17 protein-coding genes and 1 tRNA gene are annotated in these 17,299 nt (G+C 40.8%); 6 read left to right on the top strand and 12 right to left on the bottom strand.

What is annotated here, in order from left to right; genetic code table 11:
- The first annotated feature begins 33 nt into the window (after positions 1–33).
- The gene (gene murJ / locus ACE1B6_RS02500; protein ID WP_413255652.1) at positions 34–1,671 is read left to right on the top strand and encodes a murein biosynthesis integral membrane protein MurJ; all 1,638 of its coding nucleotides are present in this window, start codon (positions 34–36) and stop codon (positions 1,669–1,671) included.
- A 64-nt stretch (positions 1,672–1,735) separates the two neighbouring features.
- On the opposite strand, the gene ACE1B6_RS02495 is transcribed toward murJ, so the two are convergent.
- The 6 genes from ACE1B6_RS02495 to moaC form a co-directional block, all read right to left on the bottom strand.
- Positions 1,736–2,041 carry a DUF3181 family protein gene (locus ACE1B6_RS02495; RefSeq protein WP_413255651.1) on the bottom strand — a complete coding sequence of 102 codons (306 nt, stop codon included), beginning with the start codon at positions 2,039–2,041 and terminating at the stop codon, positions 1,736–1,738.
- Positions 2,042–2,140: 99 nt separating this feature from the next.
- Positions 2,141–2,425 carry a 2TM domain-containing protein gene (locus tag ACE1B6_RS02490; RefSeq protein WP_413255650.1) on the bottom strand — a complete coding sequence of 95 codons (285 nt, stop codon included), beginning with the start codon at positions 2,423–2,425 and terminating at the stop codon, positions 2,141–2,143.
- 195 nt (positions 2,426–2,620) lie between these two features.
- Positions 2,621–2,791: a hypothetical protein gene (locus ACE1B6_RS02485; protein WP_413255649.1), complete on the bottom strand. Its 171-nt coding sequence runs from the start codon at positions 2,789–2,791 to the stop codon at positions 2,621–2,623.
- Positions 2,792–2,794: 3 nt separating this feature from the next.
- Positions 2,795–2,968 carry a hypothetical protein gene (locus tag ACE1B6_RS02480; protein ID WP_413255648.1) on the bottom strand — a complete coding sequence of 58 codons (174 nt, stop codon included), beginning with the start codon at positions 2,966–2,968 and terminating at the stop codon, positions 2,795–2,797.
- A 270-nt stretch (positions 2,969–3,238) separates the two neighbouring features.
- The gene (locus ACE1B6_RS02475) at positions 3,239–3,349 is read right to left on the bottom strand and encodes a DUF2887 domain-containing protein (protein ID WP_413255647.1); all 111 of its coding nucleotides are present in this window, start codon (positions 3,347–3,349) and stop codon (positions 3,239–3,241) included.
- A 9-nt stretch (positions 3,350–3,358) separates the two neighbouring features.
- On the bottom strand, positions 3,359–3,859 hold the full coding sequence (moaC, locus tag ACE1B6_RS02470; protein ID WP_413255646.1) for a cyclic pyranopterin monophosphate synthase MoaC: 501 nt from the start codon (positions 3,857–3,859) through the stop codon (positions 3,359–3,361).
- Between the two features lie 40 nt (positions 3,860–3,899).
- On the opposite strand from moaC, the gene ACE1B6_RS02465 reads away from it, so the two are divergent.
- Positions 3,900–3,973, top strand: a tRNA-Arg gene (locus tag ACE1B6_RS02465).
- Positions 3,974–4,085: 112 nt separating this feature from the next.
- Here the strand turns inward: ACE1B6_RS02465 and ACE1B6_RS02460 are convergent.
- The 3 genes from ACE1B6_RS02460 to ACE1B6_RS02450 form a co-directional block, all read right to left on the bottom strand.
- The gene (locus ACE1B6_RS02460) at positions 4,086–5,666 is read right to left on the bottom strand and encodes a glycosyltransferase family 39 protein (RefSeq protein WP_413255645.1); all 1,581 of its coding nucleotides are present in this window, start codon (positions 5,664–5,666) and stop codon (positions 4,086–4,088) included.
- Between the two features lie 685 nt (positions 5,667–6,351).
- A complete protein-coding gene (locus ACE1B6_RS02455; protein WP_413255644.1) occupies positions 6,352–7,371 on the bottom strand; it encodes a glycosyltransferase family 2 protein in 1,020 nt (339 codons plus the stop codon).
- Positions 7,372–7,401: 30 nt separating this feature from the next.
- Entirely contained in the window at positions 7,402–8,370 is a 969-nt protein-coding gene (locus ACE1B6_RS02450) for a UPF0104 family protein (RefSeq protein ID WP_413255643.1), read from the bottom strand.
- Between the two features lie 543 nt (positions 8,371–8,913).
- Between ACE1B6_RS02450 and ACE1B6_RS02445 the strand changes: the two genes are divergently transcribed.
- The gene (locus tag ACE1B6_RS02445) at positions 8,914–10,653 is read left to right on the top strand and encodes an ArnT family glycosyltransferase (protein ID WP_413255642.1); all 1,740 of its coding nucleotides are present in this window, start codon (positions 8,914–8,916) and stop codon (positions 10,651–10,653) included.
- A gap of 104 nt (positions 10,654–10,757) precedes the next feature.
- Here the strand turns inward: ACE1B6_RS02445 and ACE1B6_RS02440 are convergent, their stop codons facing one another.
- Positions 10,758–11,450 (bottom strand): C40 family peptidase, encoded by a 693-nt coding sequence (locus tag ACE1B6_RS02440; protein WP_413255641.1) that lies wholly within the window; start codon positions 11,448–11,450, stop codon positions 10,758–10,760.
- A gap of 106 nt (positions 11,451–11,556) precedes the next feature.
- On the opposite strand from ACE1B6_RS02440, the gene ACE1B6_RS02435 reads away from it, so the two are divergent.
- The 3 genes from ACE1B6_RS02435 to ACE1B6_RS02425 all read left to right on the top strand — a co-directional run bounded on the left by ACE1B6_RS02435 (position 11,557) and on the right by ACE1B6_RS02425 (position 14,532).
- On the top strand, positions 11,557–12,492 hold the full coding sequence (locus ACE1B6_RS02435; protein WP_413255640.1) for a serine hydrolase: 936 nt from the start codon (positions 11,557–11,559) through the stop codon (positions 12,490–12,492).
- A 209-nt stretch (positions 12,493–12,701) separates the two neighbouring features.
- Positions 12,702–13,586: a hypothetical protein gene (locus ACE1B6_RS02430; RefSeq protein WP_413255639.1), complete on the top strand. Its 885-nt coding sequence runs from the start codon at positions 12,702–12,704 to the stop codon at positions 13,584–13,586.
- A 193-nt stretch (positions 13,587–13,779) separates the two neighbouring features.
- Positions 13,780–14,532 (top strand): hypothetical protein, encoded by a 753-nt coding sequence (locus tag ACE1B6_RS02425; RefSeq protein ID WP_413255638.1) that lies wholly within the window; start codon positions 13,780–13,782, stop codon positions 14,530–14,532.
- Between the two features lie 199 nt (positions 14,533–14,731).
- Here ACE1B6_RS02425 and ACE1B6_RS02420 read toward each other — a convergent pair whose 3' ends face one another.
- Together ACE1B6_RS02420 and ACE1B6_RS02415 are read right to left on the bottom strand one after the other, a co-directional pair.
- Positions 14,732–16,063: an ABC transporter substrate-binding protein gene (locus ACE1B6_RS02420; RefSeq protein ID WP_459562960.1), complete on the bottom strand. Its 1,332-nt coding sequence runs from the start codon at positions 16,061–16,063 to the stop codon at positions 14,732–14,734.
- 184 nt (positions 16,064–16,247) lie between these two features.
- On the bottom strand, positions 16,248–17,009 hold the full coding sequence (locus tag ACE1B6_RS02415; RefSeq protein WP_413255636.1) for a 4'-phosphopantetheinyl transferase family protein: 762 nt from the start codon (positions 17,007–17,009) through the stop codon (positions 16,248–16,250).
- Positions 17,010–17,299: the final 290 nt, after the last annotated feature.

Here is a 17,299-nt window from a genome sequence, read left to right as displayed (position 1 = left end):
AAGTAAGGTACGTTTAGTAATTCTTAAGAATTCGTGTCTGGAATCAAAAAACCCTCTCGAACTTTAGTTAACATTGCCGGAATTGTAGCTGTAGCGACCCTAATCAGTAAAGTATTTGGGTTAGTGCGTCAGCAAGCGATCGCCGCTGCCTTTGGAGTTGGTGCAGCTGCCAACGCCTACAGCTATGCCTACATTCTCCCTGGTTTTTTATTAGTATTGCTGGGTGGCATCAACGGGCCATTTCACAGTGCTTTAGTTAGCGTACTAGCGAAACGAGAAAAAGAAGAGGCTGCTCCTATTGTAGAAACAATTACAACCTTTGTCAGTGGAATTTTATTATTAGTTACGATCGCCCTAATTATTTTTGCGGAACCATTGATGGATTTAGTCGCACCCGGATTAAATCAAACTCAAGGAGTCACCGCAACGCAGGCAGAAACACTAGCACTAACAAAAGCGATCGCCATTCAACAACTACAAATAATGGCACCGATGGCGTTATTTGCGGGTTTAATAGGTATCGGATTTGCTACATTAAATGCCGCCGATCAATATTGGTTGCCTTCAATTAGTCCCCTGTTTTCTAGCATTACAGTTATCGGAGGATTAGCAGGTTTAGCTATTACTTTAGGTAGCAAAATCACCTCTGATAACTATGCCATGTTAGGTGGACAAGTATTAGCGATCGGCACTTTAGCTGGAGCAATTTTACAATGGTTAGTGCAGATAATTGCTCAATGGCGATCGGGATTAGGTAAACTCAGATTACGCTTCGACTTTCACAATCCCGGAGTCAAAGAAGTATTGCGAATCATGGCACCTGCCACCTTCTCTTCCGGGATGTTACATATTAACGTTTACACCGATTTATTCTTCGCTTCTTTCATCCCCAAAGCTGCCGCTAGCTTAAGTTATGCCGGACTTTTAGTGCAAACTCCATTAGGGATTATTTCCAACGTTTTATTAGTTCCTTTTCTCCCCATCTTTTCCCGACTTACTGACCCTAAAGATTGGCATGAATTAAAAGAAAGAATTCGCCAAGCACTCATTCTTACCGCCCTGACAATGTTACCATTAGGGGCAATTATGGTATCATTAGCAATGCCAATTGTACAAGTAGTTTATCAAAGAGGCGCATTTGATAAACAAGCATCTCAACTAGTAGCATCCCTACTAGTTGTTTACGGCATCGGAATGTTTTTCTACTTAGGGCGCGATGTCTTAGTTCGAGTATTTTACGCCTTGGGAGATGCAGATACACCCTTTAGAATTAGCATTTTTAATATCTTTCTCAACGCTTTGTTAGACTTCATTTTCATCAAACCTTTTGGCGCACCAGGATTAGTTTTAGCGACAATGGGAGTTAACATAACTTCCATGATCTTTCTCACCTGGAAACTACATCAAAAACTCAATGGTTTACCCGTGAAAAAATGGTCATTAAAAATCGGTGCTTTAGCTGGTGCTAGCGTCTTTACTGGATTAATTTCTTGGGGTATTAGTTGGAGTTTCCAGAGATTTATTCCCCAGCAAAACTTGTTAATTCAACTCTTAGAATTAGCTGTTGCCGGATTAGTTGGTTTAGCCGTTTTTGCCTTCTTCGCCATCCAACTAAAATTACCAGAAGTAGATATTTTAGTCTCTCGAATCAAACAAAAACTCCGTAGGTGAAAGATAGTTATTGGTCATTTGTCAAAAGGTCAATATAAATAACCAATGACCAATGACCAATTACCTACATATCGCGTTGAAATTCTTCCAAGATATCCATCAAATTTACTTGACTGGCTGTAGGAATCAAATCTGCTAAAGGAAGATCCCGTTTGCCACCAATTTTTACCGAAATCTCTTCTAGAATTTGCAACACTTTGCTTTCATCTAGAGAATTGCTTTCTAGCATTGGATAAACTCGCTCGGCAACCACAGTATGCAGATGTGCTTCTCTAAGATACAAATGCCATTTGGCAATATCCATGTAAACATTATTGCCAATTTCAGCGGCTAGAGATTCGATCGCCTGTGAAGTATTTGTCTTAGCCATAATCACTTACTCTGGTAAAACTGCTCACAAATCTAGTTTTATCCTATTAAATCAAACTTGACTCAGCTGCAACATCCCTGAAAAGTCAGAGAATTTAGCTTAACCAGAGGAGGATTTAGAAGTAGTTTCCTCCGTTACAATTGTGGGTTGAGAGTAATTAGCAAGGACAAAAATATACAAAGCATGGGCAAACAAAATTGTCGCCCATCCGCCTGTCACCCAAACCGCCCAAGGCCATTCAGCTTGTTGTAAATTATGGAAAAACCAGATCCCGGAGTTACAAGCAGCAAAAATTGCTACATGAACAGCAAAATTCATCCGGTCATCGAGTTTACGGAAAGCGGGGTCTTTGCGATCGGGTTTTCGGGGCCAACGAGGAGGCATAAAATATTTCTAGTAAGTTGAACAACGTTAGTACTTATTTAAATTGTAGGGTAAGGGTTGCGTGGGTGAAGCGATCGCAGTTGCCAACTCACTCATTTATTTAGTTTTTACTTCAGCATCTTTAAAGACCTCAAGCATTTCAAGTAATGTTTTTCATCTGGTAACTCTGGCATAGCAAAGTTCTCAGAAATAGCACTACTCAATCCCACTAGCCTGTAATTTCTTAGCTACTCTAATTTCGGCTAAACGTTTTTCATATTTTTGGTTGATCTCCAAAGTAAAATCAGCTAATTCCTTCATTTGGTGTTCGATAATTTTAGCCAATTTCAGAAATTCTTTTAACTCCACTAATTCAGTTTCAGTCATGTCTTACTCAACTCCGCCAGCCTGTTGTTGCCTAGCCCCTCTAATTTCGCGCATCCGTTTTTGATATTTAAAAGCGATCGCAGTCGCCAATTCACTCATTTCTCTAGCTTTTACTTCAGCATCTTTAAACACTTCAAGCATTTCCAGTAATATTTTTTCATCAGGTAATTCTTTCATGGTAATCCCCTTAAGAAATTAAGAATCTGTTCAACTCGGTTTTTCCCTTCTAGAACCCGACCCAGTAAAGTTCCTAGATCTTCTCCAGACTCCTGAATCGTACTTGTTGGCACATCAACTGGCGTGAGAGTTTCAACAATTATCTCGATCTGTCTTCGAGAAGTGTCTACAAAAAGTAGGAGTGCATTGAGATAAGCCAAATACTGAATGAGTATAACAACTTAATTCTAAGAAACCGGGTTTGATAATGTTGAACAAACCCGGTTTTTGTCATGGTAAGTGCCTAATGTTTCTCGCCTCGTTATATTGGCGATCGATCAATTCAAAAAATATCCCCGGAAACTCTTGAAACAACCGATAAAAAAGCGTATCTGTTCTCAACTTATTACCTCAATCTTCCCTTTGATAATCTCCCGACTTCCCACCCGTCTTACTAATTAACCGAATTCCCTCAATTTGCATCGACTTTTCCAAAGCTTTCGCCATATCATAAAGCGTCAACGCCGCCACAGAAACCGCAGTCAAAGCTTCCATTTCCACACCAGTTTCCGCCTTAGTTTTTACCTGAGCTCGAATTTGATATCCCGGCAAATCTTGATCTGCGGTAATCTGCACCTCCACCTTTTGCAAAGGTAAAGGATGACACAGCGGAATTAGCGCCGAAGTCTGTTTCGCCGCCATAATTCCCGCTATCCTCGCCGTTCCCAACACATCGCCTTTCGGGGCGTTACCCGCTTGAATCGCCTCTAAAGTTTCCGCCGACATCCGCACCTGCGCCGCTGCTACAGCCTCTCTCACAGTGGCTTGTTTGGCTGAAACGTCCACCATCCGGGCTTCCCCGCTTGTGTCTAGATGAGTTAAAGAAGAATTTTCGGAAAACTCTTGCATCATTTAAAAAACCTGTGTTAATATAAGATTCTGTGAGTCGCAAGGGCTTGTAGCTTAGTGGATTAGAGCGTGTGGCTACGGACCACAAGGTCGGGGGTTCGAGTCCCTCCAAGCCCGTTTATTAAGAGTGTAATTTTTGAGTTATGATTCCTAAACTAGGATACTAACTCAAAATTTTCAATTTGGTACTCTTTTAAGTGGAATATTACTTTAAGTTGATTTGAATATCTCATTTTTTCTGGTTCGATCGAGACTCCGCAAGACGAATTAACTTACCTGGTTTAACTGATGACTTGGCAGACCATAAAATAGTTCCATCTAATTCAGTCTGATTAAATTTACAGTCAATTTCCGTGCAAAGAATATAGTCAAATTTTATGTTTTTAGATTTTAGCGTAGTTTCTAGAACTGGAGTAAATTTGACTTGAGGATTATATAAAAGGTAATGATATACCCAATTAGGAGACATGTGTCCTTGTGTGACTAGCGCCACTTGAGAACCTGGAGGAATAAGCTTCATAAACTCTTTCACTCTAGAATCCCCAAAGAAAGCGTCAGCATAGTAAAATCTATTTGTACCAAACTTACTTTGTCCCCAAATACTTTCTTTAAAAATGACATAGGGGAAGTTTAAGACATTGATATTAGCGGCAATATATGTATCTTTATTGAAAGTAATTAAAGGCTTCGCCACATTAATGAAACAGGCAGTTATTAAAATTAATATAGATGTATATTTGACTAAATTTAATAAAAGTTTTTTCTGCTCAAATGACTTGATGAAATAAGCAACACATCCGCCTGAAGCAACAAAGAAAACTGATACATAGCGGTTATGAAAAGGATTCCATGCCAAGGCATAGCTCAAAATAAAAATATAACCTAGTAAAGTTAAGCCTGACGCTCTTAAAAATTTTCTCCCTTTAATTACAGAGTATAAAATAGCTGGGATTACTAGGAGAAATCCTAAAGGACCAAACCAAGCCATGTCCTCATGACTCCACCAAGATAGTTGGAAAGGGCCAAGTCTTTCATTGGTAGCAGCATCACCAAAAATTGGATAGAGAAAAGTGTTGTAGATTTTTTGCAAAAGCTCAGTAAAACTAATAGCAATGAGGCGACGAACAATAATGTTCCCAGGTTCTAATACATCCATGCTTTGCAGCAGATACCTAACTAAGTTAGCTATAGCACCTTTCAGTCCATCTACCTGTTTACTGAGAGCGTTATATTCAGGCATTCCTGACCAAGTTCCCCAGACATAATAATTGTGAATAAATAACCAAAACTGGGAAAAAATTAGGACAGGAACTACAAAAATAACCCCCTGTTTCCAATGGTGGGAAATTACTTGAACCCAAAATTTTACCGGATATTTTCGTAATAGTAAAATTCCGCAAAATAAGCTGAAAGGAAGCAAAAAAGCTAGCCAGGTTGTCTTAACAGAAATCCCCCAAAATAACGCCAATATTAAAATTACTAAATCTTTGAAATTTACTTGCTCTAAAAGACGATGAACCGTTAAGAAACAAAAAATCGCTAACGCACTGACGACAATATCATTTTTAGTCGAGGTAGCTTGATAAACCAATTCTGGTAAACTAATAATTACTATGCTAGATAGTAAGGAAGTTTCCGGGGATGTGTAACGCCTTGCTAAGGCATAGGTTCCAAAAGCTATTGATAAATAAGATAAAAAACTAAATATCCCTATTCCATAGTCGTTATAAAATCTGAGAAAAATATGGTGCAATATATCAGAACCTACTGGAAAAATTGACTGCCAAACTCCGCCAACATCGGTCAGCAATAAAGTTTTTTCTTGTTGGAAAAGTATGACTCTTGCTAAGTTGTATGCCATGCTATCCCAGTTGGAAGGCGGGAGAATGATTGCCTGTAATCCCAAGTAAATCCAGACCAGGCAAATCAAAATAGTTAAAAATTTATGCTGAGTCCAGAAACAGTTGATTCTTTGATAAAAAGTCTTCAGATATTTGGTTTTTTTTCTGGCTTTTAAGAACAGAAAAATCAGCACTAATCCTTCTAGAAAGAAGGCTAAGTTTGGTTGACCAATTAAAAATACTGCTTGAAAGATAAATGAGAGTGCTATAAAGGTTAAAATTATCCCGGATGATAAAGCTTCAGAAATTCTCGTTTCAGAGCGAGCGAACAATAGAGTAAATCCCAAGCAAAACAAGATAATTTCAAGAATAGAAATAATTGCGATCATTTACGATTTTACAATTTATATTTTTGGGGTAATACCAATTACTCAATTAATTTTTGCTAACGATCGATTAATTGATTAATTAAGAAGTATATAGTCTAGAATAAGAGTATAGCAACTGCTTACCGTTTTGTAAAGCTGTCTAAGCTTAATTATAATTAACCTAACAAGAAGCATCGACAAAAAAGATTCTGGAATCTTGGATCGATCGAGATTCCAGCCTTAATTTATGAAGAAGTATTATGACTAATAATGACCAGTCAGAGAACTATTGTTCGCTATTGTGGTCGATCGCGTCAACAACTTCCCTCACCCGGTAAATTGGTCTTCCTTGAGATTCGTGGTAAGTCCGCATTAATAACTCCGCCAACAATCCTACACCAAACAACTGAATCCCAGCTAACAACAATACTACCGCCAAAACCAATAAAGGACGATTACCAATACTCTGTCCCAATCCTAATTTCAGGAAAGTGAGATAACCACCCATTAACGAGCCCAAGAACATCGAACCCAAACCTAACAATCCAAAAACGTGCATCGGACGGGTGAGGAACTTCTTCATAAACCAAATAGTTAATAAGTCCATCAACACCCGGAAAGTCCGTCCTATACCATATTTGCTCTTACCAAAGCGACGTGCATGGTGACGCACGGGGATTTCGGTAATTCTTGCACCTTCGATGTAAGCTAGTGCAGGTAAAAAGCGGTGTAACTCGCCATAAAGATTCATGTCTGCAACTAGTTCAGAACGGTACGCTTTTAAAGAGCAACCATAATCATGTAATTTTACGCCAGTAACTTTACCAATTAGCCAGTTAGCAATTTTAGAAGGTAGTAGTCTGTTGATCGCACCATCTTGGCGTTTTTTCCGCCAGCCACTTACTAAATCATAACCTTCTTCTAATTTCGCCATTAATACGGGAATATCAGCTGGATCGTTTTGTAAGTCGCCATCTAAAGTAACAACAACTCGTCCGGTAGCATATTTGAAACCTGCTGCCATTGCTGGAGTTTGACCGTAATTTCGGCGCAGGATAACCGATCTTAAATCTGTTCTTCGGAGTGCTTGTTCTTTGAGTAATTGAGTAGAACCATCTCTGGAACCGTCATCTACTAAAATCATTTCGTAGCTGAGTCCAGAGGCAATTAAGGTACTGGAAATAGCATTAATTAAATGGGGTAGACTTTCTACTTCGTTGTAAATTGGTACGACTACTGATACGTCTAGCTGATTGCGAAAGGCGTTTTGTCTATTAGAATTTTGGGTAATGATGGCGGTGTTCATGGCATTCCTCTGAATGTTTGAAGTCAGGTTTTAATGTTTTTGGAAGACTACTTGATATAAACTTGCTAGTCCAGCAGCAGAAGTTTCAGCTAGGATACTAATCATCCGGTATAAAGCGACAGTGGCTAACATCAAGGCGGGAGAAAAACTCGAACCCAAGATTGTTAGTGCGGTGGCTTCAAATACTCCCATTCCTCCTGGTGCGCCGGGAACAATTAAACCCAGCACCCAAGCTAGACTAAAAGCTGTAATTAGTAATGATATCTGAGTGGGATCGATCGGACTAAGTGCCCATAAAGTTAACAAAAAGCCTACCCCTCGCAAGCCGACAAAGCACATTTCTCCCATTAAAGGTAGCAGCGGATAACTTTTTACCTTTAAGGCAGTAGTCTTCAAGTTCGCTACACCTGTAGACTTTTGCTTCGCCTTGCCTAATTTTTGAATTACTGGATTTAAAATTCGGGGATGAACAGCAGTTAAAACTGCCGCCAAACCCAAAATTTGCCAAATTACAAAGGATGATTTATGCCATCCCACAAATTGAAAACCGATTAAGGCAACTATCAAAGCTGCCGCAGCCATCAACAAGGGTTCTAACAACACGCTGACAGTGGCTATTTCCGAGGAAATACCTACTTCTTTGGCGGCAACAATTCTACCATAGAAATGCCAAACATTTCCCGGTACGTACTTAGCTATGTTGGTTTTCAGGTAAACCGGAATTCCCCATTTGTAAGCGATCGGTTGCTTCAAATGATGAAAAATCCATACCCAAACCCAACTAGACCAAATGTGTGCGATTAAGGTAACACTCAGGGCGATCGCTAACATTGCCCATCCTGCGCCATTAATTCGGATTGCTGCTATTTGTGTAGCATGGTCTTTCAGGGCTTTTGCCAGAAAAAACAGCGTTGCACCCAGAATGACCCACCGCAAGTACGGCTTTAGGTGTGACAATGTTTGCTTTAAGGGTTTGGTGAGCGTCGTCTTACTTATCATTTGATTCAGCTGGTATTTGGGAAACCTGTTGGCTGAGAATTAGCTGCTAGGGAAAATTTCAGTAGATTTACGATGCTTTGTCAACTGGCGCTCAAAGACGCGGCAAACATTCAAAGTTACTTTTAATTTCGATTTTCTGCTTTGGTTTTAGTATTTAAACCTAAATTCCTCGCAAGTTAAAATCTAATTTATTCGGTATTGCTATCTACTTATCTAGCATTGTTCGATATTCTATAAATATCAAGGAAAATACTGCTATACTTGGTTGCTAATTTTTACATATTTTTTACCAATTCAGCAGATTTATGAATTTACGATAAAGTTAGGCAGCAACCACTATCTTAAATTCGAGTAATTTTACTATCATTTAAAAACCAAGCACCTTGGAAAACTTGGATAACTTTAGTGTGTTAACAAGAAATATACCAAACATCAAGGCTTTCATAACTTGTTATAGATAAATACCTAGAACTTAGGGCGATCGCAAAGGTCAAGTTACTTAATAATTTCAATTCCCCCTACCCTCAAGGCAGGTTAACTAAGATGATGAATGTAACAACTGAACTTTGGTCTCATAAAACCATTGCTCGAAAATTTAGCAAAATTATTGCACTCAAAGCCTTTAGCGATAAGTTTTGGATTTCTCTAGCTTTTCTCGCTCTGACAGCAGTAACAATTGCGGGTATTTTTTGGATTTTTGCTCATCCTTACGCTACCAATTGGGATGAAGCTCGGTATATTAATCGCATCTATAGAGATGTGGCTTTTTTTCAGCAAGGTGGCATCGGTGAATTTCTCAAAGGTGTAATTAATGAAGATAGAAGTAGACCTCCAGCTTATCGATTAATTGCTTTACCTTTTAACTTATTATTCGGAGTTAATCCAACAATAATGCGATTTGTCTCCCTGGCATCTTTGTGGGTAACTTGCGGATTTATTTACCTAGCAGCTAAAAAAATTGCCGGGGTAAAGGCTGGAGCATTTGCCGTAATTTTTCTAGCAGTTTGTCCGCTGATTATTGCTGGCACAATGCGCTTTTATGTAGACTATCCCCTACAACTAGCAATTGCCGCTATTCTATATTTTATTTTGCTAGATTGGAACCGAGAAACTGAGAGAAAAATTAGTTGGATTGGTTTTGGAATTGCTTTAGGTTTGGGAGCATTAGCTAAACCACCAATTTTATTGATTGCTCCGCCAATGATGGTAGTCACACTATTTTTGAATTGGCGGAGAATTATCATTAGACCTAATTTAAGCTGGATGATTAAAGGTTCGGCATTGGCGGTAGCTATCATGTTACCTTGGTGGATTTTTAACTTTAAACCAGCAATTGCTAAAGCCTTTCTTTCCGGTAAATTTGTCCGCCATTCATTAGGCGAAAAAGGTTCTTTGGTAACATTAGGAAAATGGTTATTTGCCTTTTCTCAATCATTGCTGGGCGTAGGGTTGACGCTGTTATTTTTGGCGATTATCGCTACTTTAATCATCAAATTATTGAACAAGACACTGCAAATTAATGCGGTAACAGCTGGAGCGATCGCTGTTTGTTTAGCTGGCAGTTTACCCATGATGATGCTTTCCGCAATGGGTACCAATCAAAACACTCGGTTAATTTCTCCCACCTTAATTACTTTATCTGTAGCAGTTGGCGCGATCGCCACTTTAACCGGATGGACAACTAACAAATGGTTAGCTGGTATTGCCACAGTTTTAATCTGTTATCAACTCACAGTCATGGTATCACCAACCCCAGGAGAAATTAGATATCAAAAAGGTGACGCAGCATCTCAACAATTACTTTGGGGCAATCATACCAACACCATGAAACGTCGGGAACAATGGGATTGGACCCCCGTCAAAGAAATTGTCAACCAACAAAAAATCACCAAACCTTTAATTACTTACTTGGGTAACTATGGCACTTTTAATCCCCCCCAAATTGCCCTACCTTGGGTAAGAGAAAATGAACCAGTAAGTGTAGCTTGGCTTTGGCAATTTACTCTGGGAGAACTTAACTGGGAGCAAGTACTGACAGCCGCTAAATCTAGTAACGTAATAATTACTGCTCCTCAATTAATTGGCGGCAAAGCAGACAAACAACATTTAGATAATCAACACAATGCTGAATTTGTCAAGCGGCTCGAAAAAATGCCCGAATTTTCTTCCCCAATTAAACTCATGATGGGTAGATATGAACCTGTGGAAGTCTGGGTATTCATTAATAAAAAAGCTGACCCCAGCAAATTACCCGCAGAAGTTCGCCCCTTGGATATCTTTTAATAGTGATTAGTGATTAGTCAAAAGCCGATCGCTAAGGGAACATCCCCATTTACTAAAGGCGAAGCATTTCGGTAAATAAGTTATTGATTAGAAGCAAAGCTTTACTACCGAAATACTTCGTCCCTACTAATTTCGTAACTTTTTACTACTCTGCCAAAACCACGTAATTGCCGATAATAACCTTTGCTAACTTCATCACCTCGATCGGAAAGTTCATCGATCGCAATCCCATTCCGTCCCAACTTTTCCCCAGAACTGTGAATATAACATTTATTACCTAAATAAAGTCCCACATGAGTCGCCTTTTCACTATTACCAAAAAAGACAAAATCTCCCGGTTGTAACTCCTCAAAACTCACCTTTTCTAGAAAAGCTTCCTGTTGATAAGCATCTCGCGGAATCCAAATCCCAGAAGCAGCAAAAGCCGCTTGCATTAAACCCGAACAATCGTAATTTGGCCCTAACGTCCCACCCCAGAGGTAACAATTGAGTTGTTGCATGGCATTTTGGGTAAAAGCAATAATTTCCGGTAACTTACTTTCAATTTCTGGGCGAGAAAATGCGATCGCCTGATACCCTATTGCAGCCCTCTCCAGCCACTTTAAATCATCCTTTAACAACCAACCCGGATAATTATCCTCCACCAAACAAACTGAAACCGCCATTTCCGCCGACTGGGACAAAACTTTTAGGTAACGTCCCCCTTTCGCCTGAGTTGCCAAACGATTACAGCTAGGAGAATCATATATATTGAGGTTTGTTTGGCAGATGTACTCAATTGATAGACTAAGATTCATAACACCTACTACTTTCAGGAGTGCCTCAGATTTCAGAGGTAACTTTACCTAAATATTTCTAGGTAAAGCTAAAAATCAACAATGAACAATTTACATCTAAAATCGAATGAGCTTTTTCCGCAAAGACGAAAAACTAGAAAATCTGGGTAATCAGATTTTACAGGCAACTTGGGCAGAATTTCCCGAATTAGGACACAACCAAGTAGCTATGACCTGGATTGTCTACGATCCTCCAGTAGTAGTAAACACTGGTGGGGCATTAAACCCCGAAACCTTTTGGCAGCATCAAGTTCGCGGCTTTAACTATCGGGGATTCGATCGCATTTATCCCGCCAGCGTCATCAAGCTATTCTACCTCGTTGCCGTTTACGAATGGATCGAAAAAGGCATGATCCAAACCTCCGCCGAGTTAGAAAGAGCAATCCGCGATATGATCGTTGACTCCAGCAACGATGCCACCAGCTTAATAGTCGATGTCTTAACAGGCACCACCAGTGGGCCAGAACTCACAGCAGGGCCCTTTGAAACTTGGAAATTGCAGCGAAACATCGTTAACCGCTACTTTCATTCCTTGGGGTGGGCAGAATTAGAAACCATCAACGTCAACCAAAAAACCTGGTGTGATGGCCCCTACGGGCGCGAACGCCTATTTGTCGGCGAAATGATGGAAAATCGCAATATGCTGACCACCAACGCCACCGCCCGCTTACTACATAGCATTATTGGCGGAGTTGCCGTATCCTCCAGAGCATCCCAAGCCATGATGGGATTAATGAAACGTAGCGTTAACCCCGCCGACTTAAATCTGGACGACGAAAATCAAGTTACAGGTTTTCTCGGTGGTGGACTCCCGCAAAACGCCCAAATTTGGTCAAAAGCTGGTTGGACAAGTCAAGTCCGTCATGATGCTGCTTACATCGAGATTCCCGACAAACCACCTTACTTGTTAATCGTCTTTACCGAAGGCAAACCCCACAGTAAGAACAAAGCCATTTTACCTTTCATCTCTCGGCAAGTACTTGCCGCTACCAGCAATCTTTGAGCAGCAGAAAACCCCTTTTCTCCTCTGAACAAATTGTAGGATGGGCATCTTGCCCGTCCTCATATCCAGTATTTCAGCTTTAGGATTTCTCCCTTATGGTTAGTAGCAAAACTTATAAAAATCCCCTACATTAAAACTGTAGACTAAAATTCAGTATAAAATTTCACTGATCTTTTAAGGTTGAACCACTTTATTTGTGAGGAGTGACAGTGAATCACCTTTTTTTGCAACGTGCTATTTTTCTGCTTAGTCTTACAGCTGTGGCTAGTGGGATGAATAACTTAGCCGCAAAAGCCGAAACACCAGAAGCGAAAATCTCAGGTAATTATCCCTGGATGGTTGCTCAAACTAATCAGCAATTATCAACTAATCCCACCTTTGGACAAGAAAACTCGCAACAAACATCATCAAGTAGAATTGGGATAGTTGACAAATCTAACTTCCCTCCCCAGATAGATTCCCCAGGAAAATCATTAACAAATTCTTCATCTTTAGAAAAAAGTCCGCCAGTTCCAGGGACAACTTTTACCTCTGCTGCCAGTCTGTTAGGTCAACCTGTTGGTAACTCTAAGTCGCCAACTTCTACCTCTAGAACTGAGAATTCTAGCAACAGTAATTCTGGAAGCAAAAAGGAAACTCAAGTAGCACAGTATGAAATAGAACCAGGTCGAGAAACTCGTTCTGGTTCTAGCTATGTGGGTGCTGGCGGTAATATTGGTTTAACTGGTGAATCTGCGATCGGAGATAATGGTTTTGCACTGTTTAGTAAAATCGGTTTAACCAGGGTTTTGTCTGTCCGACCAATGTTTGTTTTTTCCAATGATACTGATATTATCATCCCCGTTACTTACGATTTTCCGATCGCCGCAGAACCATTTCAAAGAATTAATTTAGCTCCTTTCGTCGGTGCCGGAGTAATTATCACTACTTACCGTGAGAGCAATTTTGGCGCTGTTTTAACTGGTGGCATTGATATACCCATTGGCACTAATTTTACCGCCGTAGGTAGTGTCACAGTAGCATTTGTCGATACTACCAGTGTCGGTTTATTGTTGGGTGTTGCTTATAACTTCGGTCGCGGATTTAGTTTCTAAAATTTAGTTATTTTGGAGGATTAATTTTGTATTCTCCAGAACCTTTTTGATTGCACCCCTTTCTTTTCCGAAGGGGGTTTTTATATAAAGCCGTCATACAAGGATGGGGTTTTGAACCCAATTTTTCTGATAAAATTTACTATAGTGTGATTTTGACTTTTGGCAATTAACCAAGTCTTTGTGAGGAGTGACCGTGAGTAATTTTACTTTTGATTTCCAGAGAAACGTTTTTCTTTATGTTGCAGCGATCGCTAGTGGATTAAGTGTATCCTTAACTACAGTTAATGGATTACCAGCCCAAGCTGAAACAATTAATAATAACAGCCCGATTAGTCAGCAAAACCCAACCTCAGAAGAAACTTCCAATTCCCCAAACGCCATAGCTTTAGATGTGGAATCAGAAGCAACAGAAGCAACAGAAACCACAGAAGCAAAACAGCAACCCTTTCCAGGGACAACAAAAACCTCCGCCTCAGTTTTGTTAGAACAACCACAAACAACAGATGAAGTAGCACAATTTGAGGATGTAGAACCCGGTCGGGCAACCGCTACTGGTAGCAGTTACATCGGTGTCGGCGGTAACTTGGGAGTTGCAGGCGGCCCAGCTGTAGGAGACTTAGGCTTTGTCCTGCTCGCTAAAATCGGATTAACCAGAGAATTTTCCGCTAGACCAGCCCTAATATTTGGCGATGACTTCGATATTCTCCTGCCCATAACTTACGACTTTCGCCTCGCCAATACTCCTTTCTTACCCTTCGTTGGCGGTGGCTTACTAATTACAACTGCCAGTGGAAATGTTGGCGGTTTAATTACTGCCGGACTTGATTTCCCCATCTCTACCCAATTTACCGCCACAGGTCGCTTTAACGTTGGGTTTACCACCAAAGATGCCGCACTAGGATTCATGTTTGGTCTAGGCTACAACTTCGGCCCAACATTGTTCTAAGGAAGGGGACTGGGGACTGGGGACTGGGGACTGGGGACTGGGGACTGGGGACTGGGGACTGGGGACTGGGGACTGGGGACTGGGGACTGGGGACTGGGGACTGGGGAAGTGAGAGACTTTTGAGTTAATAAGTCTTCTTGCCCCCCTGCCCCCCTGCCCCTCTGCCCCTCTGCCCCCTGCCCCTCTGCCCCTGGAACGCCTACTGTGGGCTAACCTTGCCTGTTACCTTCAACTTGCCGTCATCTAAGACTGTCCAAACATCGTAGCTGCCGACGACATCGCCGTTTTCATCGATGTCAACGTTGCCGCTGGCACCTTGGTAATTAATGTCTTTGCCTTGACGGACTAATTCTAAGGCTTTGCAAACATCGGTTACTTCCTCGCCAGGGGCATTGGCAACTTCGCGAATTTTACTCTTAATGCCTTCCCCAGTGTTTGATTTAGCAGCTTCGGCGGCTAATGCTAACAAAGCTGTGGCATCCCAAGCATGGGGAACGAAGGCGCTAACGGGGCGTTTTTTCTTTTCTTCCCAAGTTTTGGTGAAGTCGGTCAGTGATTGACCGTTGGCACCGGGAACAGTACCGATCGCAGAAGCTAAAATAAACTTACCGTCGCTAGTCTTGCCCACCTGTTCGGGAAACTCAGGAGAGTAAACACCATCAGTCAGCATTACCGTCACTCCCTTCATTAACCCTTGTTCGTAAGCAGACTTAAGCAACAAAGAACCAGTTTCCGCATACAAAACTGCTACTACCGCATCAGGTTTACCAGCAAAAGCCGCTGCTGCTTCTGATTCAAAAGTCGTCGCTTTTGGGTCATAACGAGTCGGTTTAGCTTCATTAACTACAACACCGCCCAAAGCTTTGAAGGCTTTCACAAATTCCTGTTCAAAACCCACACCATAATCATTGTTAATCACAACAGTAGAAACTCGTTTAAAGCCTCTTTCATTCGCTAATTTAGCCAAAGCTTGCGCCTGATAAGTATCCGGTGGGGCAGTCCTTGCCCAAAAACCTTGAAAATCACCTTTTTTCGCTCTTTCAGTAAATACTGGACTGGTACTACCGGGAGAAATTAACACGACTTTGTTTCGTGCTGCAATATCCACAGCTGCACTAGACACACTACTAGCAAAAGAACCCACAACTCCGGCGACTTTATCTACTTCTGCCAGTTTCGTCATTGCGGATGCGCCAGCTTCCGGTTTAGTTTGGTCATCTTCCGAAATTAAGGTGACGGGTTGACCGTTGACACCACCACATCGATTTACAGTTTCCACTAACAAGGGCACGGAGGCAATCATTGGCTGTCCAATGGAAGCTAAGTCACCAGTGGAGGGTAGCAAAGAACCTATTCGCAACCCATTTCCCGTGGCAGCTGGCGCTGCGGTGGATGTAGTGGCAGCATTTTGGGCTGTGGGGGTAGTAGTAGCATTATTTGTCGTAGTAGTTTGACAAGCAGCTGCTAAAAAGCCTGTGAGCAATGGGATAATCGTCAGGATAAGTTTAGTTTTCAGCTGTAGGATAGGCATCTTGCCTGTCAGATTTGGCTTTGTCAGTCTTTTCATTTTATGGCTACAGAGTTCTCGACGGTCAACTACAGAAAGATGGCAAAATTAACCTTTTGTTGGTTGACAAAGACTTTAGCATCTTCTATTAGTTTCGCCAAAAGAATCACAAAACAAAGCCGTCTTTGTAGAATGCACTTTTTTTCAATCAATAATTCATGATATAATCAAAGTTTAAAGTAAAATATGCTATTGTATTCTCTCCGAAGTTTTTTCCCTCTACAACCAAAGCACCTGTGTATTCTGGGTCTGGTTTAAATTCAGTAGAAAACCAGTGAGTGTTGAGTAAAATATCACTTTCGGTGTTGTGTAAATGAATTAAATTTTCCGATGTAAAAGAAACGGCTATTTTTTGCAGTCCCGCTAATCCTTCACCAGTGGCTTTTAAGTAAGCTTCCTTAATAGTCCAAAACCGAAAAAATGCTTCTTGCTGTTGTGCTGTTGGCAGAGCATTAATTATGCTAAATTCGCTGGGGGCAAAAAAGCGTTCTGCTAATTGTTCGATGTTGGGAATCTGGCGTAAATATTCTAGGTCGATGCCAACTGGACGGTTAAGGGCGATCGCAAACACTGCTAAATTTTGCGAATGAGATACATTAAAACATAAACTCTCTTCCGAATCAATACTCTTTAGTTTCGGCTTACCTTGGGGCGAGTATGCAAACTCAAGTTGATGGGGTTCTCTTTTTAAATAACGACTGAGAATAATTCTTAATAATCCTCGACAGGCAATAAACTTTTTTCTGTCTCGCTCAAAATAAAATCTTTCGGCTCTCTGCCTTTCCTCTAAGGATAAGTTTACTGCTAAATCTGTCAATAAGTCGGTCGATAAGTCTAGATTAATTCGCCAAATATGCACATAATCTGGGGAAATAGTTAAAATTTTAGGAGGGAAATGCCATAAAATCATAGAAGTGTAAAATTTATTACTCTCCGGCTAAAACAATTCGTTAACCCTAGATTAGGAGTTTAAATGTAAATTCGTAGGAGCTTTCGCTCCAGCGGCGCTAACAGAAGCCGCTCAGCTGAAAGATTGTAGACATCCAAGAAAAGCTAACCAGCGTTGTGTCACTCCCTAAAAAATAATTTCCAGATAAATTTGAAGTATGAGGCAAACTTTTGTAGCGGAGTAGAGACGTTGTATACAACATCTCTACTCTTAACTCATCAGCTTTCCTCAATCTTATTCGCGTTTAACCG

This window comes from Floridaenema fluviatile BLCC-F154, from assembly GCF_041929135.1.
GTDB classification, from domain to species: Bacteria; Cyanobacteriota; Cyanobacteriia; order Cyanobacteriales; family Aerosakkonemataceae; genus Floridanema; species Floridanema fluviatile.
Note: the sequence above shows the minus strand (reverse complement) of the source record. Positions and strands in the feature narration are given on the sequence as shown.